General features: G+C 71.5%; 22 protein-coding genes and 4 tRNA genes. 12 read left to right on the top strand and 14 right to left on the bottom strand.

Translation table 11 applies throughout. The features are described 5' to 3' along the window. Positions 1-48: 48 nt before the first annotated feature. The gene (gene ssgD / locus AC2XR2_RS37235; protein WP_123764420.1) at positions 49-465 is read left to right on the top strand and encodes a spore wall synthesis regulator SsgD; all 417 of its coding nucleotides are present in this window, start codon (positions 49-51) and stop codon (positions 463-465) included. A 100-nt stretch (positions 466-565) separates the two neighbouring features. Here ssgD and AC2XR2_RS37230 read toward each other — a convergent pair whose 3' ends face one another. Next, positions 566-817, bottom strand: coding sequence for a hypothetical protein (locus AC2XR2_RS37230; protein WP_491517468.1), 252 nt, complete (start codon positions 815-817; stop codon positions 566-568). Between the two features lie 94 nt (positions 818-911). Continuing rightward, positions 912-1,559, bottom strand: coding sequence for a GOLPH3/VPS74 family protein (locus AC2XR2_RS37225; protein WP_491517467.1), 648 nt, complete (start codon positions 1,557-1,559; stop codon positions 912-914). 335 nt (positions 1,560-1,894) lie between these two features. On the opposite strand from AC2XR2_RS37225, the gene AC2XR2_RS37220 reads away from it, so the two are divergent. Continuing rightward, a complete protein-coding gene (locus AC2XR2_RS37220; protein WP_491517466.1) occupies positions 1,895-3,517 on the top strand; it encodes an ABC-F family ATP-binding cassette domain-containing protein in 1,623 nt (540 codons plus the stop codon). Here AC2XR2_RS37220 and AC2XR2_RS37215 read toward each other — a convergent pair. After that, positions 3,486-4,271, bottom strand: a complete 786-nt coding sequence (locus tag AC2XR2_RS37215) for a MerR family transcriptional regulator (protein ID WP_491517465.1) — start codon at positions 4,269-4,271, stop codon at positions 3,486-3,488. The two genes, AC2XR2_RS37220 and AC2XR2_RS37215, sit on opposite strands and share 32 nt — an antisense overlap. A 32-nt stretch (positions 4,272-4,303) precedes the next feature. Between AC2XR2_RS37215 and AC2XR2_RS37210 the strand changes: the two genes are divergently transcribed. From AC2XR2_RS37210 to AC2XR2_RS37195, 4 genes are all read left to right on the top strand, one after another. Continuing rightward, positions 4,304-4,738, top strand: coding sequence for a DUF6194 family protein (locus AC2XR2_RS37210; protein ID WP_491518566.1), 435 nt, complete (start codon positions 4,304-4,306; stop codon positions 4,736-4,738). Positions 4,739-4,867: 129 nt separating this feature from the next. Further along, positions 4,868-5,644, top strand: coding sequence for a dimethylargininase (gene ddaH, locus AC2XR2_RS37205; RefSeq protein WP_391194209.1), 777 nt, complete (start codon positions 4,868-4,870; stop codon positions 5,642-5,644). 204 nt (positions 5,645-5,848) lie between these two features. Further along, positions 5,849-6,826, top strand: a complete 978-nt coding sequence (locus AC2XR2_RS37200; protein WP_449350508.1) for an acyl-ACP desaturase — start codon at positions 5,849-5,851, stop codon at positions 6,824-6,826. A gap of 66 nt (positions 6,827-6,892) precedes the next feature. Further along, positions 6,893-7,729 carry a hypothetical protein gene (locus tag AC2XR2_RS37195; protein WP_491517464.1) on the top strand — a complete coding sequence of 279 codons (837 nt, stop codon included), beginning with the start codon at positions 6,893-6,895 and terminating at the stop codon, positions 7,727-7,729. Between the two features lie 55 nt (positions 7,730-7,784). Here the strand turns inward: AC2XR2_RS37195 and AC2XR2_RS37190 are convergent. After that, positions 7,785-7,860: transfer RNA gene (locus AC2XR2_RS37190), tRNA-Trp, on the bottom strand. 90 nt (positions 7,861-7,950) lie between these two features. Here AC2XR2_RS37190 and AC2XR2_RS37185 point away from each other — a divergent pair. Both AC2XR2_RS37185 and AC2XR2_RS37180 read left to right on the top strand, forming a co-directional pair. Further along, positions 7,951-9,354, top strand: coding sequence for a DUF2201 family putative metallopeptidase (locus AC2XR2_RS37185; protein WP_491517463.1), 1,404 nt, complete (start codon positions 7,951-7,953; stop codon positions 9,352-9,354). Next, the gene (locus AC2XR2_RS37180; RefSeq protein WP_491517462.1) at positions 9,355-11,148 is read left to right on the top strand and encodes an AAA family ATPase; all 1,794 of its coding nucleotides are present in this window, start codon (positions 9,355-9,357) and stop codon (positions 11,146-11,148) included. It abuts the gene before it with no gap. Between the two features lie 47 nt (positions 11,149-11,195). On the opposite strand, the gene AC2XR2_RS37175 is transcribed toward AC2XR2_RS37180, so the two are convergent. From AC2XR2_RS37175 to AC2XR2_RS37150, 6 genes are all read right to left on the bottom strand, one after another. After that, complete coding sequence (locus AC2XR2_RS37175; protein WP_491517461.1) at positions 11,196-12,392, bottom strand: leucine-rich repeat domain-containing protein; 1,197 nt, start codon at positions 12,390-12,392, stop codon at positions 11,196-11,198. Continuing rightward, complete coding sequence (locus tag AC2XR2_RS37170) at positions 12,389-13,717, bottom strand: SDR family NAD(P)-dependent oxidoreductase (RefSeq protein ID WP_491517460.1); 1,329 nt, start codon at positions 13,715-13,717, stop codon at positions 12,389-12,391. The genes AC2XR2_RS37175 and AC2XR2_RS37170 overlap by 4 nt, the downstream gene beginning before the upstream one ends. A gap of 28 nt (positions 13,718-13,745) precedes the next feature. Then, positions 13,746-13,817, bottom strand: a tRNA-Ala gene (locus AC2XR2_RS37165). A gap of 9 nt (positions 13,818-13,826) precedes the next feature. Next, positions 13,827-13,898 (bottom strand) — tRNA-Glu (locus AC2XR2_RS37160). A gap of 9 nt (positions 13,899-13,907) precedes the next feature. After that, positions 13,908-13,980 (bottom strand) — tRNA-Gly (locus tag AC2XR2_RS37155). Positions 13,981-14,019: 39 nt separating this feature from the next. Continuing rightward, positions 14,020-14,268 (bottom strand): WhiB family transcriptional regulator, encoded by a 249-nt coding sequence (locus tag AC2XR2_RS37150; protein WP_330263269.1) that lies wholly within the window; start codon positions 14,266-14,268, stop codon positions 14,020-14,022. A gap of 266 nt (positions 14,269-14,534) precedes the next feature. Here AC2XR2_RS37150 and AC2XR2_RS37145 point away from each other — a divergent pair, with 266 nt between their 5' ends. Beyond that, complete coding sequence (locus tag AC2XR2_RS37145) at positions 14,535-15,326, top strand: VOC family protein (protein WP_123765315.1); 792 nt, start codon at positions 14,535-14,537, stop codon at positions 15,324-15,326. A 27-nt stretch (positions 15,327-15,353) separates the two neighbouring features. On the opposite strand, the gene AC2XR2_RS37140 is transcribed toward AC2XR2_RS37145, so the two are convergent. Both AC2XR2_RS37140 and AC2XR2_RS37135 read right to left on the bottom strand, forming a co-directional pair. Further along, positions 15,354-16,379: a LacI family DNA-binding transcriptional regulator gene (locus AC2XR2_RS37140; protein ID WP_391194198.1), complete on the bottom strand. Its 1,026-nt coding sequence runs from the start codon at positions 16,377-16,379 to the stop codon at positions 15,354-15,356. A 116-nt stretch (positions 16,380-16,495) separates the two neighbouring features. After that, positions 16,496-17,527, bottom strand: a complete 1,032-nt coding sequence (locus AC2XR2_RS37135; RefSeq protein WP_491517459.1) for a multicopper oxidase domain-containing protein — start codon at positions 17,525-17,527, stop codon at positions 16,496-16,498. A gap of 189 nt (positions 17,528-17,716) precedes the next feature. Here AC2XR2_RS37135 and AC2XR2_RS37130 point away from each other — a divergent pair, with 189 nt between their 5' ends. Both AC2XR2_RS37130 and AC2XR2_RS37125 read left to right on the top strand, forming a co-directional pair. Continuing rightward, complete coding sequence (locus tag AC2XR2_RS37130) at positions 17,717-20,215, top strand: ThuA domain-containing protein (protein ID WP_491517458.1); 2,499 nt, start codon at positions 17,717-17,719, stop codon at positions 20,213-20,215. After that, positions 20,215-22,410, top strand: coding sequence for an OmpL47-type beta-barrel domain-containing protein (locus AC2XR2_RS37125; protein ID WP_491517457.1), 2,196 nt, complete (start codon positions 20,215-20,217; stop codon positions 22,408-22,410). Before AC2XR2_RS37130 ends, AC2XR2_RS37125 begins: the two co-directional genes overlap by 1 nt. Here AC2XR2_RS37125 and ligD read toward each other — a convergent pair. Continuing rightward, positions 22,397-23,428, bottom strand: coding sequence for a non-homologous end-joining DNA ligase (gene ligD / locus AC2XR2_RS37120; RefSeq protein ID WP_491517456.1), 1,032 nt, complete (start codon positions 23,426-23,428; stop codon positions 22,397-22,399). The two genes, AC2XR2_RS37125 and ligD, sit on opposite strands and share 14 nt — an antisense overlap. 74 nt (positions 23,429-23,502) lie before the next feature. Here ligD and AC2XR2_RS37115 point away from each other — a divergent pair, with 74 nt between their 5' ends. After that, complete coding sequence (locus tag AC2XR2_RS37115) at positions 23,503-24,564, top strand: ATP-dependent DNA ligase (protein ID WP_491517455.1); 1,062 nt, start codon at positions 23,503-23,505, stop codon at positions 24,562-24,564. A gap of 12 nt (positions 24,565-24,576) precedes the next feature. On the opposite strand, the gene AC2XR2_RS37110 is transcribed toward AC2XR2_RS37115, so the two are convergent. Further along, complete coding sequence (locus AC2XR2_RS37110) at positions 24,577-25,767, bottom strand: zinc-dependent alcohol dehydrogenase (protein ID WP_381296511.1); 1,191 nt, start codon at positions 25,765-25,767, stop codon at positions 24,577-24,579. Between the last annotated feature and the right edge of the window lie 141 nt (positions 25,768-25,908).

Genomic DNA, 25,908 nt, shown 5'->3' with positions numbered 1-25,908 from the left:
CGTCCCACCCTCCGAGAGCCCCACCAGCCGTCACAAGGGAGCAAGGCGTTGTCCACCGTCATCGAGCAGCCCGTAGAGGCCCGTCTCGTCGCCGCGGCACCGCGGATGCCGAGCATTCCCGCCACATTGCACTACGACCGCTGCGATCCGTTCGCGGTCCGCATGACCTTCCCCGCGCCCGCCACCCTGGAGGGCGTCGAGGTCTGCTGGACCTTCAGCCGCGAGCTGCTCACCACCGGTCTGCACGAGCCCGAGGGCCACGGCGACGTCCGGGTGCGGCCCTACGGCTACGACCGCACCGTTCTCGAGTTCCACGCCCCCGAGGGCACGGCCGTCGTGCATGTCCGCACGGGCGAGCTGCGCCGGTTCCTGGAGGCGACGAACGAGCTGGTGCCGAGCGGTCTGGAGCACCTCCAGCTCGACCTCGACCACGACCTCGCGGAACTGATGCGCGACGCGTACTGAGGTCGGCCGCCCCACCGCACGTCCCCGCGTCCAGCAGCTCCCGCGTGACGCGGAGGGCCAGGTCGCCCGGGACGGGGGTTTGTCGAGCACGTTCGGGAGTTCAGCGGACGGTCCGCGCCCTCGACGGGATGCTTCGGGGTCTCCGGGTCGACGGCCCCGGGGGCGATGATGCGTCGGCGCCCGCAGCGAGTTCTGCGACGGCCCGCACCGGGGTGGCATCGTTTTCCCGGTGCCGCGCGTCGATCCGGGCGGTGACGGACAGGGGCGCCTCGGCGTCGGTCGCGTTCTGCGCACCGCACTTCTCGAAGTCCACGCCGACCGGCACGCCGACGACGGCGGCGACGGCGGTCATCCGCCGCACGGCACCCGGCACGTAGCACCCGCTCCAGGCCCAGCCATCGGCGCCCAGCGCCCAGCGCCCAGCGCCCAGGAGAGTCTCCTCCAGATCAGGCGCCTGTGGCGACCCTCGCCGCTGTAGTCGCCCCGCGTACCTCGTGGACGATCTTGTGCAGGACCGGTGCCGCCGGGCCGCTGTGTTCGATCAGTTGCTCGGTGTGGGTGTCGTAGCGGTCCTTGCGGGGCGGCAGGGTGCGCAGTTCGGCGGCTGCGGCGAGGGCGGCGAGGGCCGCGTCCCGGTCGGGCAGGTCGGCGGTCGGCCCGCGCAGGATCCGGCGCGCCTCCTCCTGGAGCGCCTCCACCGCGGCCGGTCGCGCCAGTTCGTGGTCCACCGTGGGGAAGAGCCCGAGGGCCCGCTTCTTCCGGGCCCGCAGATATCCGCCCGCGGTGAGCTGCTCCCGTACGGCGTCCAGGGTGACCCGGGCGTGCAGCGTCACCCAGGCCCGCCACCGGTGCGGGCGGGATTCGCGGACCAGTTCGAGGAGCCCGTCCAGGACCGGGTCCCCGGTGGACGCGTCCATGTCGACCGGCGTCGCGATGCCGTCCTCGTCGAGGAGCAGACCGTGCTGGGCGAGTTCGGCGAGGGCACCGGCCCGGACCAGCTGGGGGACCTGCGCGGCACCGGTGAGCTCGGACTTCGAGGTGTCCCAGGCCAGCAGGTAGAGACGGGCCGGCAGGGAGAGCGAGCCGTCGGTCACGGGGCCTCCTTCGAACTTCGGGCCGTTGATTCTCGGCGGTTGATTCTCCGGCCGTTGACTCGTCGGCCGTTAATTCGTTGACAGCCTCGCGGCCGCCTCGTACGTTGTAGAACGCTTCTGTTGCCGTCGATCGGAGAAGGACGTTGCTCGTCTGAGGTCCTGAGACACCGTGTCACACACCTGAGGTGTGTGCGCTGCGTGCGACCTCGGCACACGAGCCGTTCCCGACGAGCAGGGCCCTTCCCGCGCCCCCCGGTTTCCCTCGTCTCCCGTAGGTCGCAGGTGTCTCGATACGCGATTGCCCCTTCTCGCTTCGAGCAACCGCGGAGACTCTTGTGTCTGCTTCCATCACCTGCACCTCGCTCGCCTTCGCCTGGCCCGACGGCACTGCCGTCTTCGAGGGCATGGACATCGCCTTCGGCCCCGGCCGTACCGGTCTCGTCGGCGTCAACGGATCAGGGAAATCCACCCTGTTGAAGCTGATCGCCGGTGAACTCACCCCGGCCGAAGGCACCGTCCGCGTCGCGGGCGAGGTCGGCTACCTCCCGCAGAACGTCACCATGGACACCCGTCTGAAGGTCGACGAGGCGCTCGGCATCGCCGCGCGGCGCGTCGCCCTGCACGCCATCGAGGCCGGCGACGTGGCCGAGGAGCGCTTCGAGACGGTCGGCGACGACTGGGACGTCGAGGAGCGCGCCCTGGCGACACTCGGCGAACTCGGCCTCGGTCACATCGGGTTGGACCGCACGATCGGCGAGGTCTCGGGCGGCGAGTCGGTGCTGCTGCGCCTTGCCGCGCTGCTGCTGCGCCGACCGGACGTCCTGCTCCTCGACGAACCGACCAACAACCTCGACCTGTACGCCCGCAGGCGGCTGTACGCGGCCGTCGCCTCCTGGCCGGGGGTCATGGTCGTGGTCAGCCACGACCGCGAACTCCTCGACCTGGTCGACCAGATCGCCGATCTGCGCGCCGGGGAGGTCACCTGGTACGGCGGCAACTACTCCGCCTACGAGGAGGCCCTCGCCGTCGAACAGGAGGCGGCGGAACGGATGGTGCGCGTCGCCGAGTCCGACTTCCGCAAGCAGAAGCGCGAACTGGCCGACGCCCAGGTCAAGTTGGCCCGTCGCAAGCGGTACGGCCAGAAGATGTTCGAGCAGAAGCGCGAGCCGAAGATCGTCATGGGGGCACGCAAGCGGGCGGCCCAGGAGTCCGCGGGCAAGCACCGCATCATGCACGAGGAACGGCTCTCGGAGGCGAAGGACCGGCTGGACGAGGCGGTGGAGGCCGTACGGGACGACGACGAGATCCGCGTCGACCTGCCGTACACGGCCGTTCCGCCGGGCCGTACGGTCCTGACCCTCATGGACCTCGAACTCGCCTACGGCGCACGGGTCATGGGCGGCTTCGACCTGCGGGGGCCCGAGCGGGTGGCGCTGATCGGGCGCAACGGCGCGGGCAAGACGACGCTGCTGCGCACCATCGCCGGGGAGCTGGAGGCGGTGTCGGGCGAGGCCACGGCCCACGTCCCGCTCCGTTTCCTGCCCCAGCGTCTGGACGTCCTCGACGGCGAGCTGTCGGTCGCGGAGAACGTGGCCCGGTTCGCGCCGGGCGCCACCAACAACCGGGTGCGGGCCCGTCTCGCCCGCTTCCTGTTCCGGGGCGCCCGGGCCGACCAGCCGGCGTCGACGCTGTCCGGCGGCGAACGCTTCCGGGCGGCGCTGGCCGCGCTGATGCTGGCCGAGCCGGCACCCCAGCTGCTCATGCTCGACGAGCCGACGAACAACCTCGACATGGCGAGCGTGCGGCAGCTGACCACGGCCCTGGAGTCGTACGAGGGCGCGCTGGTCGTGGCCAGCCACGACCTGCCGTTCCTGGAGTCGCTCGGCATCACCCGCTGGCTGATGCTGGACGGCGAGCTGCGAGAGATCACCCCGGACGACCTGGAGTTCTCGGCGTAGCGTCCACGACGGTCGCGAGGTCCGTGCCCGCCCGGAGCAGCGCCACGCTCCGGGCGGCGATCCGGTCCAGCCGGGCCTGGAGGACACGCCGGGCGTCCTCCAGGCCGTCGAGGTCGCCCAGCGCGCCCATGATCTCGCGCACGGCCGGGATGCCGTAGCCGCCGGCGCGCAGGGCGACGACGACGCGGGCCGCGCCGATCGCCTCGGGGCCGTAGCGGCGCGCCCGCAGGGTGGTCACCCGCTCCGGACACACCAGGCCCTCGTCCTCCCAGAACCGCAGCGTCGAGGACCGCACGCCGAGGGCCTCCGCGAGCTGGGTGATCGTCATGTGGTCGTCGCCCCGGACGGCCGCTTGGTCTCGGACGGCCGCTACGCCCTCTCCGCTCCGGACGGCCGCTCCGCTCCGGACGGCCTCTTCCCTCCGGATGGTGCGCAGCGCCCGTTGCGCACGCAGTGTCTCGTCGCGTTCCCGCGCGAGCCGGGCGTGGACCTCGTCCACCGCCGCGGCCGCCTCCGTGAGCGTCCCCGTCCGCAGTTCGGCGAGCAGGCGCCGGGCCTCCACGGGCCCCACGGCTTCCGCGAGCCCTCGGTAGGCGCGCAGGGCGTGCACATGGGTCGTCGTGTAGGAGCGGTAGCCGTTCCCCGACCGCGCGGCGGGCGGCAGGACCCCCAGCCGCTCCAGATCGCGCACCTGCTGCACCGAGTACCCGGACTCCTTGGCGACATCGACGGTCCGCACCGGCCAACCCCACATGAGCACTTGAAGGTCACGCTTGAACCATGAGTATGGAGCAGATCATCGCGACCGTGCGCGGCTTCGACGGGGCCCTCGTGGTCGTCCCGGAGCCTGGTGGGGACTCCCCCGAGATCGCGTGGGGCGACGCGTTCTTCTACTACGCCCCCGACGGCGAGATGCCCCGGAACACCCAGCCGTACGGGACGATCGTCACCAAGGACCACCCGGGCGACACCGCCTCGGACCTGGACCCGCCGGGCCGCTGGCGGGTCAACGTCCAGGTCGGCCGTAAGGCGGTCCCGGCCCTCCTCGGACCGGAGGACGACCCCGCGGCCGCCGACGTGCTGCTGCCGCATCCGGTCTACGGCGCCCTCGGCTGGATCTGCGTCGTGAACCCGGGCGAGCGGACCACGGGGACCGTCGTACGCCTGCTGCGGGAGGCGCACGACGCGGCACGCGCGCGTGCGGCGCGACGGCGCTCGTGAGGGGCGGCGCGTCTCAGGAGGGCCACAGCCTGACGCGGGGGGTTTTGTCGACACGGACCGGGCCTGCATGATGGCTGACCGGCGCCCGTCACGGGCACCGCCCCTGTCCCGCCGATACGGAGTTCCCTCGTGCCCAGCAAGAAGGCCCTCGTCCGCCGCCCCGGTCCGCGTCTCGCCGAAGGCCTGGTGACGCACATCGAGCGGGAGAAGGTCGACGTCGACCTCGCGCTCGAACAGTGGGAGGCGTACGTCGAGGCCCTGCGCGCGCACGGCTGGGAGACCGTCGAGGTGGACCCCGAGGAGGACTGCCCCGACTCGGTGTTCGTCGAGGACACCGTGGTCATGTACAAGAACGTCGCCCTGATCGCCCGCTCCGGGGCCGAGTCCCGGCGCGCGGAGACCGTCGGCGTCGAGGAGGCCGTGGCCCGGCTCGGCTGCTCGGTGAACTGGATCTGGGAGCCCGGCACCCTGGACGGCGGTGACGTCCTCAAGGTCGGTGACACGATCTACGTGGGCCGGGGCGGGCGCACCAACGCGGCCGGGGTCCAGCAGCTGCGGGCCGCGTTCGAGCCGCTGGGGGCCCAGGTGGTCGTCGTACCGGTGAGCAAGGTGCTGCACCTGAAGTCGGCGGTCACGGCGCTGCCCGACGGCACCGTCATCGGGCACATCCCCAAGGTGGACCGGCCCTCGCTCTTCCCGCGCTTCCTGTCGGTGCCCGAGGAGTCCGGCTCCCATGTCGTCCTGCTCGGCGGCCCCAAGGTGCTGATGGCCGCGAGCGCGCCGAAGACGGCCGACCTGCTCGGCGATCTCGGCTTCGAGCCCGTGGTGGTGGACATCAGCGAGTTCGAGAAGCTCGAAGGATGTGTGACATGCCTCTCGGTCCGGCTGCGGGACCTCTACGCCTGACCGGGTGATCGCACCACTCCAACAGCCCCGGACCTGCGCTTCCCGAGCAGCTTGTCACGCCCGGGAAACACCGCTGATCAGGGATCTTTACGGCGTTCTTAACCTACGGCCTCGTAACCTACGGTTTCGTAGCCTACGATTCCGTAGGTTCCCGGCACCGCTCGCCGGCTCTCCCCCGTATCGCCGTGTCCCCCTGGAGTACCTGTGACGATCACTTCCCCTCACCTCGGCAGCCCGTCCTCCGAGTGGACCGACGCGCGACTGCTGTACGCGCTGGAGGAAGTGGTCGAGAAGGAACTCAACCGGCATCTGAAGGTCACCAAGGACTGGATGCCGCACGAGTACGTGCCGTGGAGCGACGGCCGCAACTTCCCCGGTTTCTTCGAGGACGGCGAGGCCTGGGACAAGGAGCAGTCCAAGGTCACCGAGATCGGCCGGATCGCCCTGGTGGTGAACCTGCTCACCGAGGACAACCTCCCCAGCTACCACCACGAGATCGCCTCGCTCTTCGGCCGTGACGGCGCCTGGGGCACCTGGGTGCACCGCTGGACCGCCGAGGAGGGCCGGCACGGCATCGTGATGCGTGACTACCTGCTCACCTCGCGCGCGGTGGACCCGGACAAGCTGGAGCAGTTCCGGATGGCCCACATGAGCGAGGGCTTCGAGTCGGACAACCGTCACTCGATGCTGCACTCGGTGGCCTACGTGGCCTTCCAGGAGCTCGCCACCCGGGTCTCGCACCGCAACACCGGCCACCAGTCCGGCGACCCGGTCTGCGACCGCATGCTGGCGCGCATCGCGACCGACGAGAACCTGCACATGGTGTTCTACCGGAACCTGCTGAAGGCGGCCTTCGAGCTGGCGCCCGACCTGACGATGATGGCGGTGCGGGACGTCATCGTGAACTTCCGGATGCCCGGTCACGGCATGCCCGGCTTCGAGCGGGCCGCCGCGCAGATGGCGATCGGCGAGATCTACAACATGCGCATCCACCACGACGACGTGCTCCAGCCCGTCCTGCGCTTCCTGAAGGTCATGGAGATCGACGGGCTCGGCCCCGAGGGGCAGCAGGCCCAGGACGAACTCGGTCTGTTCATGGGCGGCCTGGACGCCGAGGCCCTGAAGTTCGACGAGAAGCTCGCGGCCCGCAAGGCGCGGATGGCGGCTCGCGCGGGGGCCTGACGCCCTCCGGGACGGTGTGCCGAATATCCGGTGCAGGCCGTCCGCCGCCTGCGGCATCATGCGGCCATGCGTGACAGCAGCACGGATCAGCGGGCCGTCGGCTTCCTGCTGGACCTGATCGACGCCGACCCCGCCGCCCGGATACGGCGGCGGATCGGCGCGCCGCGACCGGGCGGCAACCGACGCCGGGTCGCCCAAGCCGTTCTGAAGCTGACCGCGGTCCCCTCCTCCGTGCTGGTGTGGATCCTGGAGGAGGACGACCCCGAGCTCAACGCGGCCGTGTACGCGCACCCTTCGGCCGACCCGACGTTGCGGCGGGCGGTGCTGCGGGGTGTGCCGTTCGGTCCGGGCCGCAAGGGGCCTCTTTCCGTGGACATCGGTCTGCGCAAGTACGCGGACGAGCCCGAGGTGCCGCAGGCCGTCGTGGCGCGGGGGCTCGTCGGCGCGTTGCGGGCGGCCACCGCCATGGGCCCGGCCAGGATCGCCGCGTCCATGGTGCTGGGGCACGGCGACTGGCGGACGGTCACCGCGGCCGACCGCGAGCGGCCCCTGCCCGGTTACGCCCGCTGGGCCCTCGCCGTGCGTCCGGACTGCCCGCCCGCGCTGCGCGCGCAGTTCGGCAGCCACCCCAAGTTCGACCACCGTGTCCGGCAGGCGGGAGTCCTGGCCGGTCCCGGGGTGTACGCGACCGCGCACGGACCGGCCGCGCAGGTGCTGAAGGTGCTGTCCCTGGGCCCGGCTCTGTTCCCCGCGCGCGTCCGCGAGGCCGAGGACGCCCTGCGTCCCCTCGTGCGCGACCACCTGGGCGACCGCGAGGAGGCCTGGGCGGTCCTCGCACAACTCCTCGACACGTACCACGGCACGGCGCCGGAACTGATCATGACGGCGGGCGCGATCGCCTGACCTTGCGGAAGAAGACGGGCGCGAACGCCTGACCTTGCCGGCAGGCAGGCAGGGGGGCGGGGCGGCTGGATTCGAACCAGCGTGACCCGGTTTTGGAGACCGGTGCGACTGCCTCTGCGCTACGGCCCCGCCCTTGGTCCCCGAGCGTAATGCGCTGGCCGGTTGTCAGTGGGCGCTGCTACCAATGAGGCACGGGGGATTTCGGTACGGGGGGGCTCGGCATGGCGTACGGAGAGCGGGGGCGGCGTGTCCCGGTGGTCGACCTGGCCGACCGCAGGGCGCTGGAGCGGTACCGCCCGGCGGACGCGGCGGTGGTCGAGGAGGCGCGGCGGCTGAAGGAGGCCGCGCTGCTGGACTTCGGGCTGACCGAATCGGCGGTGGCGTCCTGGCTGTACGTCAAGTGCCGGCACCAGATCCCGACGACCGCGGTCGACACGGCGGCCGTGGTGGCTTCCGGCGACGGCTCCTGCCTGCTGCTGTACAACCCGGACTTCTTCGTCGCCCTCGGCCTGGACGGCGTCAAGTTCGTGCTGTTCCACGAGGCCCGGCACCTCGTGCAGCGGCACCTGTTCACCGACCCCGAGCTGCGCGCGGACCCGGTGTTCGAGCTGGCCTGCGAGGTGTCCGTCAACCATGTGGCGCTGGTCCGGCTGGACCGGCGGGAGCTGCCCTTGTACGACGGCCGCCCGACGGGCGTCGACCCTCGCGAGGTGTACGACGCCTACGTCCTCGACCTGACGGGACACGGCCTGGAGCCGGTGCCGTACGAGACGTTCACCGAGACGGACATGCGGGTGTACGGCGAGCTGAAGCGCATGCACCACCCGCCCGTCCCCGAGCCGCGGCTGTGCGTGCACCTGCGGGAAGGCGGCGTCCCGGCCGACCAGGAGACCGTCGACGCGGTCGCCTCCTCGGCGCTGCTCAACTCCCTGCTGGCGGCCCGCCGGGGGCACGCGGGCGCGGAGCGCGAGCTGCTCGACCTGATGGGCCGCACCGAGGACGGCAACACCCGGGCCGCGCGGATCTGGGGCAGCCTGGGCGCGGGCGCCCTGCGCGGCGAGACCACACGCACGCGTACGGTCGACTGGTGGCAGCGCTGGCTCGTCGACGTGCTCGGCTCCAGACTCCGCGACGGCGAGCGGCTGGTGTACCCGAAGAAGCGGGGCGCGCTGCTCGCCGCTCTCGGCCAGGACCCGATGCTCTCGCGGCGCGGCCCGGTGCGGGAGAAGGTGCTGGTCCTCGCGTACGACACCTCGGGCTCCATGCCGGACCACGTCGTCGAGTGGCTCACCCGGCTCGTGGGGCGGATCGACGGCGTCGAGGCGCACTGGCTCTCCTTCGACGCCGTGGTGATGCCGTTCAAGCCCGGTGAGCGGGTGCACGGCGGAGGCGGCACGAGCTTCCAGGTGGTCGCCGACTACGTGGAGGGCCGCACGGAGGTCGACGGACGGCGCTTCGACGTCACCCCGGACGCCGTCGTGATGCTCACCGACGGCTACGCCCCACCGATCACGCCCGCCGAGCCGGACAAGTGGATCTGGCTGATCACGGAGGGCGGCCATGAGTGGCCCGAGACGCACACCCCGGCGATGGACTGCCATCGCGTCACCACAGGATCGCGGTAAATGACAACGGACACGGAGCAGTTGACGGCCTCCCGGCTGGAGTCCTTCATCGACGCGATGATCGACATGGGGCAGACGGGGCAGATCTTCGGCGAGCACGGCATCGGCAAGACGGCGACGTTCTTCTCGCACATCGGCCGCACGTACCCGGACGCCACGCTGGTGTACGTGCCCGCGGCGAACCTCACCCCGGACGACCTGCTGGTCAACGCGCCGGTGCGCGACCCGCAGAGCGGTGAACTGGTCCTGCGCCAGCTGGTGATGAGCCAGCTCAAGCCGGGTCGGCCGTTCGTGCTGCTCATCGACGACTCGCTGCAGGCGGGCGAGACGATCCAGTCGCAGCTGATGCAGATCGCCTGCAACTGGACGCTCGGGGAGCACGATCTGCGGGCGCTCGGCTGCGTCGGCGTCTTCCTCACGGACAACGAGTCGCTGGCCGAGACCTCGGCCCGGCGCAGCGACCTCGCGCTCCTGGACCGCATGGTGACGTTGCGGATCACGGCGAACGACACCTCGTGGCGGCGGCACCTGGCGGCCAAGTACCGCCCGTGGGACCTGCGTCCGGTGTTCTCGCTGTGGGCGTCGCTCTCCCCCACCCTGCGCGAGCTGCTGTCCCCGCGCACCCTCGACCACGTCCTGGCGAACGCGCGTGAGGGCTTCCCGCTGCGCTGGGGCCTGCCGCTGGTCGACGGGGAGCGGCTGCGGCTCGCCGAGCCGGGCCGGGACGGCAGACCGGGGCAGAACCGTACGGCGGAGATCCTGGACCGCGTCGCGCGGTCGCTCGGCGTGCCCAACCCCGCGGCGATCCCCGACCCCGTACGGCAGGTCGTGCGGGCCGCGCTGCGGAACCGCTGGACGGTGCTGCTCCAGGGCCCGCCGGGCTGCGGCAAGACGGAGCTGGTGCGGGAGACGGTCCGTGCGGGGCTGGGCCGGGAGCCGCTGTACTTCTCGCTCCCGGTGACCAACGTCGAGGACCTGTGCGCGCCGATCCCGTCGGCCGACGGCACCCTCGACAACCTGCTGGCCGCGAAGTTCACCGGGCCCGAGCCCAAGGCGATCGTGTGGGACGAGTACAACCGGCCCAAGGACAGGGCCGCGTTCGCCAAGCTCATGGAGATCACGCAGGAGTGGTCGCTGGCCGGGCGGCGGATCGAGAACCTGCGGGCGCAGATCGCGGTGCAGAATCCGCCGTACCACCTGGGCCGCAAGATGCTGGTGGCGCGCAACAACATCGCGCAGGCGACCCGGTTCACGGCCTCGCTCCAGGTCGAGCCCGAGGACATACCGGCCAACGAGTGGCTGCTGGCCCGGTACGGCTCGGACGCCGAGACGGTCCTGGAGTGGTGGAAGCACGACATCGACGACGAGGGGCGGGCCTGGATCACCAAGCGCACGCTGGAGCGGCTGATCAAGCTGCACCGGCGCGGGCTGCCGCTGGAGATGGGCACGGTGTATCTCGGCGACGGCGAGTACGCGCCGGTCCCGCTCACCGCGCTGATCGACCGCTTCCGGGGCCGTCCGGTCACGGGTCTGCGCGAGCTCGCACGGGACGTCGCCGCCTGGGAGAACCGGCTGCGCCGCGCCGCCGGCCAGTCCTCGGAGGGCGGCGACGACAGCGACGTCGTCCACCAGATCCTCGCCAACGCGGAGTTGTCGCAGCTGCGCAAGCACCGCGAGGCCGTGACCCGTCTCGTCGCCCTGCTGCCCGCGAAGCTCCGGGCGACCTATCTGGTGGGCGCGTCGGCGCAGCAACAGCGCTTCTGGACGGAGGTGTTCATGGCGATGGCCCGCTGACCGCGGCACCGGTGCCGCGTCCCCGTCGCGAGCGGCGGGCCCACGGGTCAGTCAGCGGCGCCCTTCGGCCGGGTCCGGTGCACGCTGCGTACGGCCGCCACGTCGGCCGGGACCGACGGGGGCGGGATGTGGGCACTGTGGGCGGCGAGGCGGCGTTTGACGCTGGCGGCGATGCCCTGGCCCAGGACGAAGCGGGTGGCGGTGGTGGCACGAGGGGCCGTGTCCAGGAGGCGGTGCGCCTCGCGGCTGCGCATGCTGGTGTGGGTGAGGATCAGGTGGGCGAGCCGGTGCCCGGGGGTGCTCGCGAGGACGTCCGCGATCGCCTCGGCGGCCGCCAGGTCCACCCGGTTGTCCGCAGCGCCGAGCACGGCCGCCGCCCGCACCCGGCCGAGGTCCAGCAGGTGCACCCCGGCCGCTGTCGCCGCCGCGACCAGTCGGGCCGCGGCCGTCGGACCGATGCCGTTGCTCGCGACGGACAGCCGGGTGAGCCGTCCCTGCGGCGCCCGCTCCAGCGCCGCCGCGAGGCAGAGCGCGCCGCCGTCGCCCAACCGGGCCGCGGACACGTACAGTTCGTCGACCGCGCCCGCCGCGATCACCTCGGCGAGCGATCGCGCCCCGGCCTCCCCCAGCGGGTTCCCGCCGACGAACAGCCGCTCGATCCGCCGGCCGTTCCCGGCCGCGGCGGACAGCGCGTCGGCCAGGACAGCGGCACCGGCCGCGTCGAGCCCGGTCTGGACGAGGTCCAGGGTCCGCAACGACCGTGCCGCGTCGATGAGTTCGGCGGCCGCCCAACCGCCTCCGCCGCCGAGCGGGTTGCGCTTGAGCCACACCCCCGTGACGACCTGCGGCGAGGCCCGCAGCTGGTCGGCGATCCGGCAGGCGCCGCCCTCGGTGACGCCGTTGCAGCCGAGGTAGAGGGTCTCGACCCCGGTGCCCGCCCCGGCCACCGCGGCGGCCCCGTCGTCGCCCAGCGCGTCGGTGCCCAGCAGCAGGTGCCGTACCGGAGAAGGCCCTTGGGACAGCGCGTCGGCGACCATCGCCGCGCCCTCGGCGCCCAGGGCCTGCTTGCACAGGTCGAGCCGCCCGTCGGGCAGCGCCGTACCCGCCGCGAAGTCGAGCCGCTCCCCCACCGGCCGCCCGGCCCGCAACCAGTCGAGGAGCGGGGCGAGTTCGGCGGCCGGGCGCGGTACGACGTACGGCACTCCCGCGAAGCGGGCCCCCGCTCCCTCGTCGTCCGCGCTCACCACTCCGCCTCCCGGTAGTCCTTGAGGAACACCCCGGACACGGGGTCGCCCGCCTCGCCGCGCACGATCGGGTCGTACACGCGGGCCGCCCCGTCCACGATGTCCAGCGGCGTACGGAACCCGGCACGGGCCATCCGCTCCTTCTTCGGCGCCGGGTTCTCGTCGGTGATCCAGCCGGTGTCGACGGCGCACATGTGCACGCCCTGGTCGGCGAGTTCGGCGGCGCTCGTGCGGGTGAGCATGTTGAGGGCGGCCTTGGCCATGTTGGTGTGCGGGTGGCCCGCCATCTTGTTGCGGACGGCGAAACGGCCCTCGACGGCCGTCACGTTGACGACGTACCGGCGCGGGTGCGGGGAGGCCAGCAGCAGGGGCAGCAGCCGGTCGCACAGCAGCGCCGGCGCGAGCGCGTTCACGAGCTGGGTCTCCAGGACCTCGGCCGGGTCGAGCGCGCCGAGCCGGGCCGACCAGGAGTTCTCCGGGGACGGATCGGGCAGCAGTCCGGCCTCGTCGGCCTCGCGCAGCGCTACCGGCAGGGACGCGGCGCCGCCCTCCAGCATCCGCATCGAGGCGAAGCCGGGCGCCCGCCGTGCCCCCTCGGGCAACGCGTCCCGCTCTCCGGCGGCGAGGAGGGCGTACGACTCGGGCGGTCGGCGTACGGTCTGTGCGGCGTTGTTGACGAGGATGTCCAGGGGATGGCCCTCCCGGCGCAGTTCCTCGCACAGGCCCAGCACCTGGCGCGGGTCGCGCAGGTCGACGGCGATCACGGTCAGCCGGTGCAGCCACTGCTCGCTGCCCGGCTCGGCCCGGAAGCGGCGCACGGTGTCGTGCGGGAAGCGGCTGGTCACCAGGAGTTCCGCGCCGTCGCGGAGCATCATCAGGGCCAGCTGGAAGCCGATCTTCACGCGACCGCCGGTGAGCAGCGCGCGGCGACCCGCGAGGTCGGTGGTCAGAGCGCGGCGGGCGGTGTTGTAGGCGGCGCAGGAGGGGCAGAGGCGGTGGTAGAACGCGTCGACCTGTCGATAGGACGACTTGCAGACATAGCAACTGCGCGGCTTGCGGAAGACGCCCGCGTCGCCCGACACGGCCAGCGGCGCGTCCTCGCGCCGGTCGGCGGCGCCGGTCGCGGTGGCCGCCATCGCGTCGGCGTCCGCGGCGGCCGTCTCGACGCCCCGCGCCTTGCGGCGGCGCAGCCGTCCGTCGCGGGCGAAGGACGCGGCGACCTGCTCGGCGCGCAGCCGCACGGGGTCGTCGACGGGCAGCTCGCGCAGCCTGCCGACCGTGCGGTGGAAGGCGGCCAGCTCGTCCTCGTCGATCACGTCACCCATGCGTCCCGCCCCCGTTCGTGCCCTGCCGCGGGCCGGGTCGGATTCGAACCGACGTTCCCTTCATGCGATGAAGGTGCGCCTGCCACCGCGCTACCGACCCCTGTGCCATGGGCCCCGGCCGGATTCGAACCGGCGTATCCGCCTTGAGAGGGCGGCGAGTCTGCCTCTGCTCCACAGGGCCCGGGACGCAGCCCGGGGACCGGATTCGAACCGATGTGTTCGCCTGGGCAAGGCGACGCGCCTGCCGCTGCGCTACGCCCGGGTGCGCTCCGGGATCCTAGCCGCACTCCCGGCCGGTCCGCTCATCGGTTTTCCACGCGCCTGATCGCCAGCCGCTCCTTCTCGGAGAGGCCGCCCCAGACGCCGAAGCGTTCGTCGTTGGCCAGGGCGTACTCGAGGCAGGCCGAGCGCATCTCGCACATACCGCAGATGCGCTTGGCCTCCCGTACCGAACTGCCCGGCTCGGGAAAGAAGAAGTCCGCCCCGGTCTGTGCGCACAGCGCCTGCGCCTGCCAGGCGGGGTCGGCCGGGGTGATGGTGTCGGTGTGCATGGCCGAGAGCGTGCCGGGCCGCGAAAAACGTTCGATCAACGCGGGATCAACGGCGCCGTTCATGGCCCCCGGGCCGCCTCGATGGTCCTCCCCCGGACACCCGCGCGCACGGCGGCGCGCGGAACGGGTGGGCCCGGCGTGCGGTCGTGCGGGCGCCGGCCTCGGGGAGGTGTCGGTGACATGTTCTCGGCGTCCCGGCGGCGATTGTCAGTGGGCGGTGCAAGACTCGGCAGTGCAGGCAACGGGACCCCTCGAGGAGGGCAATGATGCTCACGACCCGTTATGTCACCGGCGCTCCGAACTGGATCGACCTCGGCACCCCCGACATCGACGGCGCCACTTCCTTCTACGGCGGCCTGTTCGGCTGGGAGTTCCGGCCGGGCCCGCCGGAAGCGGGCGGTTACGGCTTCTTCCAGCTCGGCGGCCGGACCGCCGCCGCCGGTATGCAGACCGCCCCGGACCAGGGCCCGCCCTCCTGGACCGTGTACTTCCAGACCCCGGACGCGGACGCCACCGCGAAGGCGGCCGAACAGGCGCACGGCTCGGTGCTGATGCAGCCCATGGACGTGATGGACCAGGGCCGCATGGCGATCCTCGCGGACAAGGCCGGCGTGTCCTTCGGCATCTGGCAGCCCGGCCGGAACAAGGGCCTGGACGTCACCCAGGAACCGGGCACGCTGTGCTGGGTCGAGCTGTACACCGCCGACCTGCCGATGGCCGCCTACTTCTACCGCGCGGCGCTCGGCCTGGAGACCTACGGGGTCGAGTTCCCCGGCGGCACGTACACGACGGTCCTGCCGGACGGTCAGGGCGAGGACGCCATGTTCGGCGGCATCGTCCCGCTGGCCGACGACCCGCTGGAGGCCGAGGCGGGGGCGTACTGGATGCCGTACTTCGAGGTCACCGACACCGACGAGACGGTCGCGAAGGCCCAGCGGCTGGGCGGCGGCGTCCGGCTGCCCGCCACCGACGTGCCGGGTGTCGGACGGATCGCCAAGCTGGCCGACCCCTACGGCGCCCGCTTCGCGGTGATCAAGAGCGAGCCGCAGCAGTCCTAGGGGCGAGAGGCGTACCGGGGACGGGCGTCACGCCGAGGCGCGCCGCACCAGCGTGGTGGGGAGCACGACACCGGCCGGTGCGGCGTCCGCGTGCCCGGGGTCGAGGCTTCGCAGCAGCAGGCGGGCCATCAACCGCCCCATCTCCTCTATGTCCTGACGGACCGTCGTCAGGGGCGGATCGGTCTGCTCGGCGACCGGCAGCATGTCGTCGAAGCCGATCACGGCCACGTCCTCGGGCACCCGGCGCCCGCGTTCGCGCAGCACGCGCAGGGCGCCGGAGGCGGTGAGGTCGTTGGCCGCGAAGACCGCGTCCAGGTCGGGGCACCGGTCGAGGAGTTCCCGCATCGCCCGCTCGCCGCCGGCGGGGGTGAAGTCGCCCGGCACGACGAGCTCCGGACCGTCGTCCCCCATGACCTCCCGGTAGCCGTCGAGCCGGTCCACCGCGGAGGTCTGGTCGAGGGGGCCGCTGATGTGCGCGACGCGGGTGCGGCCGAGGCCGAGCAGGTGCCGTACGGCGTCGCGGGCACCGCCGCGGTTGTCGCTGTCGACGTACACGGCGTCCGCCGTGCCGTCGCTCCAGCCGGGCCGCCCGCCGAACACCGTGGGGACACCGGCCCGTTGGATCAGTCCGGGCAGCGGGTCGTCGAGGTGCAGGGAGAAGACGAGCGCGCCGTCGACGTGCCCTCCGGCCAGGTAGCGCGCGACGCGGGTGTGGTCGTCGCGGCCCTCGGTGAGCAGCAGGACGAGCTGGTTGTCCTGGGCCGTGAGCTCCTTGCTGATCCCCCTGAGTTGCAGGGCGAAGAAGGGGTCGGCGAAGACCCGGCTCTCGGGTTCGGCGACGACGACGGCGACGGCGTGGTGCCGCCGGGTGACGAGGCTGCGGGCGGCCTGGTTGGGCACGTAGCCGAGCTCCTCCACGGCCTTGCGCACCCGCTCCACCAGCGGCTCCCTGACCCCGTCCCCACCGTTCACCACCCGGGACACGGTGGCCCGGGAGACCCCGGCCCGAGCGGCCACGGCCTCCAACGTGGGACGCGGCGCGGTGTCGTTCACTTCGGGCTCCTCGTCGGCGGGGTGCGGATCAGGATAGCCCCGCGCGAGGATTCCATTGAGAGCGCTCTCCAGCGGATCACCCCCGCGTGAGAAGCGAGTCACCCGCCCATGATCCGTCAGTGGTGGCGCCCGGCCCCGCCCTCGGCGCTCCGCTGCTCGGCCCCATCCGCCGCGTTCCGCCCCTCCGCCCGCTCCCCGCCGTGCTCGTGCGGCTCGTACCCCGGAATCGTGCCGTCCGTCTTCTTCACCAGGAACAGGCCGACCATCCCCATGTCGGAGTGGCTCTGGACGTGGCAGTGGTACATCCACGCGCCCGGTCCGACCCCCTCCCCCGCGATCACCTGGAAGCCGAAGGAGTCCGCCGGGCCCACGATCTTGTTGTCGATGACCTGGCTCGGGTCGTCGGGGCCGGTGAGCATGCCGGTGCGGTTGTCCGCCCAGCGATGACCGTGCATGTGGAAGGTGTGGTAGTACTCGCCGTGCGTGATCATCACGAACTCGACCCGATCACCCACCGTGGCCTCGAAGTCGGGCCCCGAGTGCGCCGGCTTGTTGTTGATGAGCATGTCGTTGAAGACGATCGTGTGGGTGGCGTCCGGCAGGACATCGCCCTTGCGGCGGACGATCACCGGACCGTAGAGGCCCTTGCGGATGCCCCCGGTGCCGTGCTCCGTGCCGACCACGTGGTCGTGGTAGTGCCAGTAACCCGCGCTGCCGGCCCGCCAGGTGCCGTCGCTCCGGCGTCCGGGCAGATGGGTCCGCCAGGTGTAGGTGCGGGTGCCGCCGGGCTCGACGTCGCTGTGGTTCAACGCCGTGCCGTCGCTGGAGATCTCGTAGTCGAGACCGTGGACGTGCAGACTCGCCCTGACGTCCAGGGTGTTCTCGAACTCGATGTGCAGCGTGTCGCCCTCGTTGAGCTCGATGAGCGGCCCGGGGACCGTCGCCTTGCCCTTCTCGAGGCCGTATCCCAGCTGCCCGTCGGCGAGCTTCTCGGCGTACAGCTTGATCCGCTTGACCTCGCCGCCCGGGGCGGCCTGCGCGGGACCGGCGTCACTGCGGGCCTCCGGCGCGAGTGACAACGATGTCGCGACCGCCGCGCCGCCGAGCAGCACCCGCCGGTTGAACCCGCGTCTGTTCAGCGCGTCCATGCAGAACTCCCCACCCTGATACGGAATGTGCTGAGGCGTGCCTGTGATGAACCTGTGAGACGGTACCGGCCGCCGAGCCGTTTATCCACACTCAGGACAAAGTTCGTGCGATCCCGGTCATAGGTATTGGCGTGTGACGCAAAGCGGTCTAGCTTCCTTGGCGCTGTTGCTGTGACCGAGGAGGTGCCCATGCACTTACGAGGGTTGAGCGCGAGAAGCGGAGGAACGACGAGAAGACGGGTCTGGCCGGCGACCGTGACCGCGGGGGTCCTTGCCGCCGGGCTGCTGTCCGGCCCGGCAGCGGGGGCCGCGCCACCGCCCGAACCCACCGCGACAACGATGTCCGTCAAGTCGCCCCCGGGCGGCGGGGACGTGCGAGTGCTGGTCTTCTACGGGTCCGCGGCCGCCGGGGAGGAGTCCCCGGTCGTCAACGCGGGGATCGCGGCCATCGAGAGGATCGGGCTCTCGGGCCCGGCGAACCAGCGGTTCGAGACCGAGGCCACGGACGACGCCCGGGTCTTCACCGACGGGGCGGCGCTGAGCGGTTACAACGCGATCGTCTTCCTGACCGGCGGCGGCGACGTCCTCGACCCCGACCAGGAGGCCGGTCTCGAGGCCTACATGGAGGCGGGCGGCGGCTTCGTCGGCATTCATGACGCGGCCCGCGCGGAACCGTACTCCGACTGGTTCACCGGGCTGGTCGGCGCCCGGCCGGCCGGCACCAGCCCGACGGCCGTGCAGCGGGCCACCGTCGAGGTCGGCGACCGGCAGCATCCGGCGACCAAGGACCTGCCGGTGCAGTGGAAGCGCCCCGACCAGTGGTTCAACTGGGCGAAGAACCCGTCCGGCGACGTGCACACCGTCGCCCGGGTCCGCGAGTCGACCTACCAGCCCGGGGCGGGCGCCAACGGCTGGGACCATCCGGTGAGTTGGTGCCGCGACTACGACGGCGGCCGGTCCTTCTACACCGGCATGGGCGGCACAGCGTCGTCGTACGACGAGACCGACTTCCGCGCCCATCTGCGCGGCGCGCTGCTGTGGACCAGCAGGCTGGTGCAGGCCGACTGCAAGGCGACCATCAACCGCAACTACAAGGCCGAGCGGCTCACCCAGCCCAACCAGCCGGGTCAGAACGACCAGATCGGCGAGCCGCACGGCCTGGTGACCGCGCCCGACGGGCGGGTGCTCTACATCGGCCGGGGCGGCGCCGACTCCTCCCAGCCCGTGATCACCGACTGGAACAACCCCGACATCGGCAAGGGCAAGGGCGAGATCCACGTCTACGATCCGAAGACCAGGAAGGTCACCCTCGCGGGCGCACTGACCGTCTTCGGCAACAAGGGCGGCGGCGACGAACTGGTCAAGGTCGAGGAGGGCCTGCTCGGGATCGAGCTCGACCCGCGCTTCGAGGAGAACGGCTGGGTGTATCTGCACTACACCCCGCACTCCCGGCTCAACCGCGACACCCGCATGGCCGAGCGGCGGGTCTCCCGCTTCACGCTCGACCTCACGACGAACAAGCTGGACCTGAACAGCGAGAAGGTCCTGCTCAAGTGGCCGGTCCAGGTGCACAGTTGCTGCCACGCGGGTGGCGGGATGTCCTGGGACTCCAAGGGAAACCTGTACATCGCGACCGGCGACAACAACTCCAGCGGCTTCAGCGGTGGTTACTCCGGCAACAACCCTCAGCCGAACTACAAGGGCGTCTCCTTCGCGGACGCGCGCCGCACCGCCGGCAACACCAACAACCTCAACGGCAAGATCCTGCGCATCCACCCGGAGGCCGACGGGACGTACACCCTGCCCGCGGGGAACCTCTTCACCGGCCAGGAGACCGACGAGGGCGGCGGCAAGACCCGCGGCGAGATCTATGTGATGGGCGTCAGGAACCCGGCCCGGATCTTCGTCGACAAGAAGACCGACATCCTCTACGCCGGCTGGGTCGGACCGGACGCGGGCGCGCCCTCGACGACCTGGGGTCCCGCCAAGTACGACACCTTCGCCGTCATCACCAAGGCGAGCAACCGGGGGTGGCCGTACTGCATGGGCAACAAGCAGCCCTACCGGGACCGCAACCTGCCCAATCCCGACCAGCCGCTGGGCTGGTACGACTGCGACCACCCGAAGAACGAGTCGCCCAACAACGACGGCCTGGTCAACCTGCCGCCCGTCACCGGCAACAACATCTGGTACTCGCCCCAGGGCGGCGCCCCGGACTACCCGCGGGACGCGAACGGCATCCCGTCCTACCAGCAGGAGGAGGCCAAGTACCTGCTGCCGTGGCTCAAGGGCGGTGGTCAGGCCGCGATGAACGGGCCGGTCTACCGCTATGACACCGCGGCTGCGGCCAGCACCGTCAAGTGGCCCTCGTACTGGGACGGCAAGTGGTTCGTCGGCGACTTCTACGACGCCGACCAGCCGCGCAACGCGGTCATCACCGATCCGAAGACCCACGGCGAGGGCGGACTCCCGGTCCACTCCGAGTCGCTCAAGAAGATCGTCCCGGTCGGCAACGACGGCATCAGGAACCTGATGGACTGGAAGTTCGGTCCGGACGGCGCGTTGTACGTCCTCGACTACGGGCGCGGCTTCTTCACCTCGGACGCCAAGTCCGCGCTGTGGAGGGTCACTTACCAGGGCGGCGGACCGACCCCGGCCGCCGGACAGCTCGCGAGGGGAGGGCAGTGATGCGGCACCGAAGAACTCTGACGGTCCTGTTGGCCGCCGTGCTGATGATGCTCGGCCTCCAGTCGACGTCCGAGGCACGGCCCGGCACGACGGCCCCGGCGGCGGCCCAGACACTCACCTGGACCGCCGGCGACGACATCACCAAGTACACCTCCGCACCCACCACCGCCGTCGCCGGCACGGCCACGATCGTCTTCGAGAACAGCACGGCCACCGGCAACACCACCGGTATGCCGCACACGTTGACCTTCGTGACCAGCGACCCCGAGTTCAACAACGACGTCGAACTCAACATCCTCGCCAACCCGAACGACGACATGGGCGGCCGTCACACCGCCGAGGTCACCCTCACCCCGGGCCGCTACTTCTACCACTGCACGATCCCGGGCCACGGGCAGATGCAGGGCATCCTGGTGGTGACCGAGGGCACCGGCGAGGACACCACCGCGCCGACGGCCCGTGCCGAGGTGACCGGCACGCGGAACGCGCAGGGCCAGTACGTCGGGTCGGCGAGCGTGGCCCTCACCGCGGCCGACGAGGCCGGCGGCTCCGGCGTCGACCGGATCGAGTACGCGATCGGGGACACGGGCGCCTGGCAGCCGTACACCGCCCCGGTCGTCGTCGACCAGGTCGGCGACCACGAGGTCCGCTACCGGGCCGTCGACAAGGCGGGCAATGTCTCCGCCGAGCAGAGCGCGGCCTTCACGGTCGTCGCTCCGCCCTCCGACGACACCGTCGCGCCGGACACCTCGGCGACGGTGAGCGGCGAGAAGAACCCGGACGGCACGTACATCGACATGGCCACGGTGACCGTGTCGGCCTCCGACACCGGATCCGGGGTCAATACCATCGAGTACGCGGTGAACGACGGGAGTTGGCAGCCGTACACGATGCCCGTGATGGTGCATCAGGTCGGCTCCCACACCGTGCGGTACCGGGCGACCGACAAGGCGGGCAACGTGGCTGCCGAGAAGAGCGTGCGGTTCACGGTGGTCGCGGCGGCCCCGCAGGACACCGTCCCGCCGGTGACCGGTGTGACCGTGGACGGCACCCGGAACTCCGACGGGGCGTACGTGGGCAACGCCAGGGTGACCGTGAGCGCCACCGACGAGGGCGGTTCGGGTGTCTCCGGTGTCGAGTACTCGATCGACGCCGGACCCTACCTGGCGTACTCCGCTCCCGTGGTCGTCGACCGGGCGGGCACCCACACGCTCGCGTACCGCGCGACGGACAAGGCGGGCAACACGTCCACCGCGCGCACGGTGACCTTCACAGTGGTGTCCAGTCAGGTCCCCGCGCCCAACTGCGCCGAGCTGGACGAGCGGTTGACGGTGATCGTCGGCACGGTCGACTCCGGAGTGCCGAACCGGATCACCAACAGCCGGTGCCGCATCAACGAGTTGATCGAGGACGAGAAGGAGTGGACGTCCCACGCGCTGTTCCTCAAGCACGTGAAGACCGTCCTGGACAAGCTCTTCCGGGAGGGGGTGCTCGACGAGAGGGAGTACGACGCGATCGACGCGGCGGCCCGTGAGTCCGGGATCGGCAGGCCCGGGCAGACCGAGGGCTACCGCACGATCCTCGACGGCAGCGCGGCCTCCTTCGCCAAGTGGCAGCAGGTGGGCGGCGGTTCGTTCGCGCCGAACGGCGACGGGTCCATCACCAGCGGCACCACGAAGGCGGGCCTCGGCATGTTGTGGTTCCCGGAGCGCACCTACGGCGACTTCTCGCTGAAACTCCAGTGGCGGGACGACGCCCCGGGCACCGGGAACGCCAACTCCGGTGTGTTCGTGCGGTTCCCGTGGGTCCACGACCACCCGGAGGAGCCCCGGCCGGAGTGGGCGGCCATCAAGTACGGCCACGAGGTGCAGGTGTTCGACTCGCCGTCCGGCGACATGTACAAGACCGGGTCGGTCTACGGCTTCGACCGGGTGGGGCTCGCCGGTGCCGGCGTCACCCAGAAGGGCACCTGGAACGACTACGAGATCCGGGTGGTCGACCAGCACTACTCGGTCTTCCGCAACGGTGTGCTGATCAACGAGTTCGACAACATCGGCGGCCAGGACTTCTACCCGGCGCGCTCGGACGACCCGGGCACGGACGGGCGGCGGTTCGCCTCCGGCTACATCGGACTCCAGGTGCACGGCACGACGGACGTGGTGTCGTACCGGGACGTCAGGATCAAGGAGTTGTAGGAGGCGCCTTCTTCGAAGCGGCCCGGCTCGGCTGTACCCGCTTGGGCTCCCCCGGCATCTTCGGATACTCGGGCGGGTACGGCAGATCACCCAGGCCGTGGTCGTGCTCGTCCTTGCGGGCGAGTTCCAGCAGGGGCTCCAGGGAGAACGCGTGATCGTCCATGTCCGCGTGCACGTCGCCGAGTTCGGCGAAGCGCGCGGGCATGGTCGCGATGTCGAAGTCCTGGGGGTGCGCCTCGCCGACCTCCTCCCAGCGCAGCGGCGCGGAGACCGGGGCCTGCGGGCGGGGCCGTACGGAATAGGCGGAGGCGATCGTGCGGTCGCGGGCGGTCTGGTTGTAGTCGATGAAGATGCGCTCGCCGCGCTCCTCCTTCCACCACTTGATGGTCACATGCTCCGGCATCCGGCGTTCCATCTCCCGGCCGACCGCGATCGCGGCCCGGCGCACCTGGGTGAAGGTCCAGCGCGGTTCGATGGGCACGAAGACGTGCAGGCCGCGGCCGCCGGAGGTCTTGGGCCAGCCGCGCAGACCGCCGAACTCCTCCAGTACCGCCCGCAGTTCATGAGCGGCGCGCACGGCGTCGTCGTAGTCCGTGCCGGGCTGCGGGTCGAGGTCGATGCGCAGTTCGTCGGGGCTGTCGACGTCGTCGCGGCGGACCGGCCAGGGGTGGAAGGTGAGCGTGCCGAACTGGGCGGCCCACAGCACGGCGGCCTCCTCGGTGGGGCACATCTCGTCGGCGCTGCGGCCGCTGGGGAAGGTGATGTGGGCGGTCGGGATCCAGTCGGGCATGTTCTTGGGCGCCCGCTTCTGGAAGAAGTTCTCGCCGGTCACCCCGTCCGGGTAGCGCTCCAGGGTGGTGGGGCGGTTGCGCAGGGCGCGCAGGATGCCGGGGGCGACGGACTGGTAGTAGCGGGCCAGGTCCAGCTTGGTGAAGCCGCGCTCCGGGAAGAAGATCTTGTCCGGGCTGGACAGCCGTACCGTGCGGCCGCCCGCCTCCAGTTCCACCGCGTCACCCATGCGGCCACGGTAGGCCCCTGGAGCGAAGCTCGCATATCAGGCGAAATGCAGCACCGCCCAGCAGAATCAGGACCATGGATCTGCCGGTGATGCCCCCTGTGAAGCCCATGCTCGCCAAGTCGGTGGCGAAGATCCCGCCGGACATGCACTACGAGGCGAAGTGGGACGGGTTCCGGGCGATCGTGTTCCGGGACGGGGCCGAGGTCGAGCTGGGCAGCCGTACCGGCAAGACGCTGACCAGGTACTTTCCCGAGCTGGTCGAGGCCCTGCGGGAGCGGCTGCCGGAGCGCTGTGTGATGGACGGGGAGATCGTGATCGCGCGGGAGGGGCACCTCGACTTCGACGCGCTGAGCGAGCGGATCCACCCGGCGGCCTCCCGGGTGCGGACGCTGGCCGAGCGGACCCCGGCCTCCTTTGTCGCCTTCGACCTGCTGGCGCTCCAGGACGAGTCCCTGCTGGACGTCCCGCTGGCCGAGCGCAGGAAGCTCCTCACCACGGCGCTGTCCGAGGTCACGGCCCCGGTGCACCTCGCGCCCGCCACGACCGACGTCGGCGTGGCACAGCGGTGGTTCGAGGAGTACGAGGGCGCGGGCCTGGACGGGGTCATCGCCAAGCCGCTCACCGGGCGCTACCTCCAGGACGAGCGCGCCATGTTCAAGGTCAAGCACGAGCGCACGGCGGACGTGGTGGTGGCCGGCTACCGGCTCCACAAGAGCGGCCCGGTCGTCGGCTCCCTGCTGCTCGGTCTCCACGACGACCGGGGCACGCTCCAGCACGTGGGCGTGTCGGCGGCCTTCCCGATGAAGCGGCGCGCCGAGCTGATCGACGAGCTGGAGCCGCTGCGGATGGCGGACGCGAGCGGGCACCCGTGGGCGGCCTGGGCGGAGGAGGCGGCCCACGAGAGCGCCCGGCTGCCCGGGGCGCCGAGCCGCTGGTCGGGCAAGAAGGACCTGTCGTGGGTGCCGCTCCGGCCGGAGCGGGTGGCGGAGGTGGCGTACGACCACATGGAGAACGGCGTACGGTTCCGCCACACCGCCCGCTTCCGCCGCTGGCGGCCCGACCGGACCCCCGAGAGCTGCACCTACGCGCAGCTGGAGGAGCCGGTGCGGTACGACCTGGACGAGATCCTGGGCTGATGACCGTCGAGGTCAGGGCTTCATCAGCACCTTGACCATGCCGTCCTGCTTCTTCTGGAACATCTCGTACGCGCGCGGGGCGTCCGACAGCGGCACGTGGTGGGTCGCGAAGTCGTCGACGCCGAGCGGGTCCTCGTCGGTCAGGTACGGGATGATCTCGTCGCTCCAGCGCCGCACGTTGGCCTGGCCCATGCGGATCTGGATCTGCTTGTCGAACATGGTGAGCATGGGCAGCGGGTCGGCCATCCCGCCGTAGACGCCGGTCAGGGACAGCGTGCCGCCTCGCCGCACCAGTTCGATCGCGGTGTGCAGGGCGGCCAGCCGGTCGATGCTGAAGCGCTCGGCGAAGGGCCCGCTGATCCGCCTCGGCAGCAGGGCCGAGGCGTTCTGGGCCAGCCGGGCGGCCGCGCTGCCGTGGGCCTCGGTGCCGACCGCGTCGATCACGGCGTCGGGTCCGCGTCCGTCGGTCTCGTCGCGGATCGCCTGGACCAGCTCCTTCTCGTTGTCGAAGCTCCTGAGGTCGTACGTCTCCACGCCCCGCGCGCGTGCCCTGCGCAGTCGTTCGGTCACCAGGTCCACGCCGAAGACGCGCCCGGCGCCGCGCACCTGGGCGACCCGGCAGGCCATGTCGCCGATGGGCCCGAGGCCCAGCACGGCCACGCTGCCGCCCTCGGGGATGTCCGCGTAGGCGACGGCCTGCCAGGCGGTCGGCAGCACGTCGGAGAGGTAGACGAAGCGGTCGTCCGGCGGGCCCTCGGGGACCTTGATCGGCCCGAACTGGGCCTGCGGGACACGCAGGTACTCGGCCTGGGCGCCCGGCACCGCGCCGTACAGGCGGGTGTAGCCGAACAGCGCGGCGCCCATGCCCTCGCTGGTGACCTGGGTGGTCTCGCACTGGGTCGGCAGGCCGGTCATGCACATCCAGCAGTTGCCGCAGGCGATCTGGAAGGGCACGACGACGCGGTCGCCCGCCGCGAGGTCGGGCACCCCGGCGCCGACCTCCTCGACGATGCCCATGGGTTCGTGGCCGAGGATGTCGCCCGGTGTCATGAACGGGGTGAGCACCTCGTAGAGATGCAGGTCGGAGCCGCACAGCCCGGTGGAGGTGATGCGGATGACGGCGTCCGTCGGTTCCTTGATCTTGGGATCGGGCACCTCTTCCACCCGTACGTCCCGCTTGCCCTGCCAGGTCACAGCCTTCATCGCCCGGCACTCCCTCCGTCACATCGCGTCTCGCGTGTCGGTCCTGGGGTCGGCGCCCCGGGTACCCGGAGTGCCCGCCGCCGAACCGCGATCCGGGACTGATCGACCTCCTGGACGCGACCGATCAGAATCTGACGGGTA

It is taken from the genome of Streptomyces sp. LS-MS-L19, from assembly GCF_058382285.1.
The sequence above is the reverse complement of the archived record's forward strand: the minus strand, read 5'-3'. Positions and strand labels throughout refer to the sequence as shown.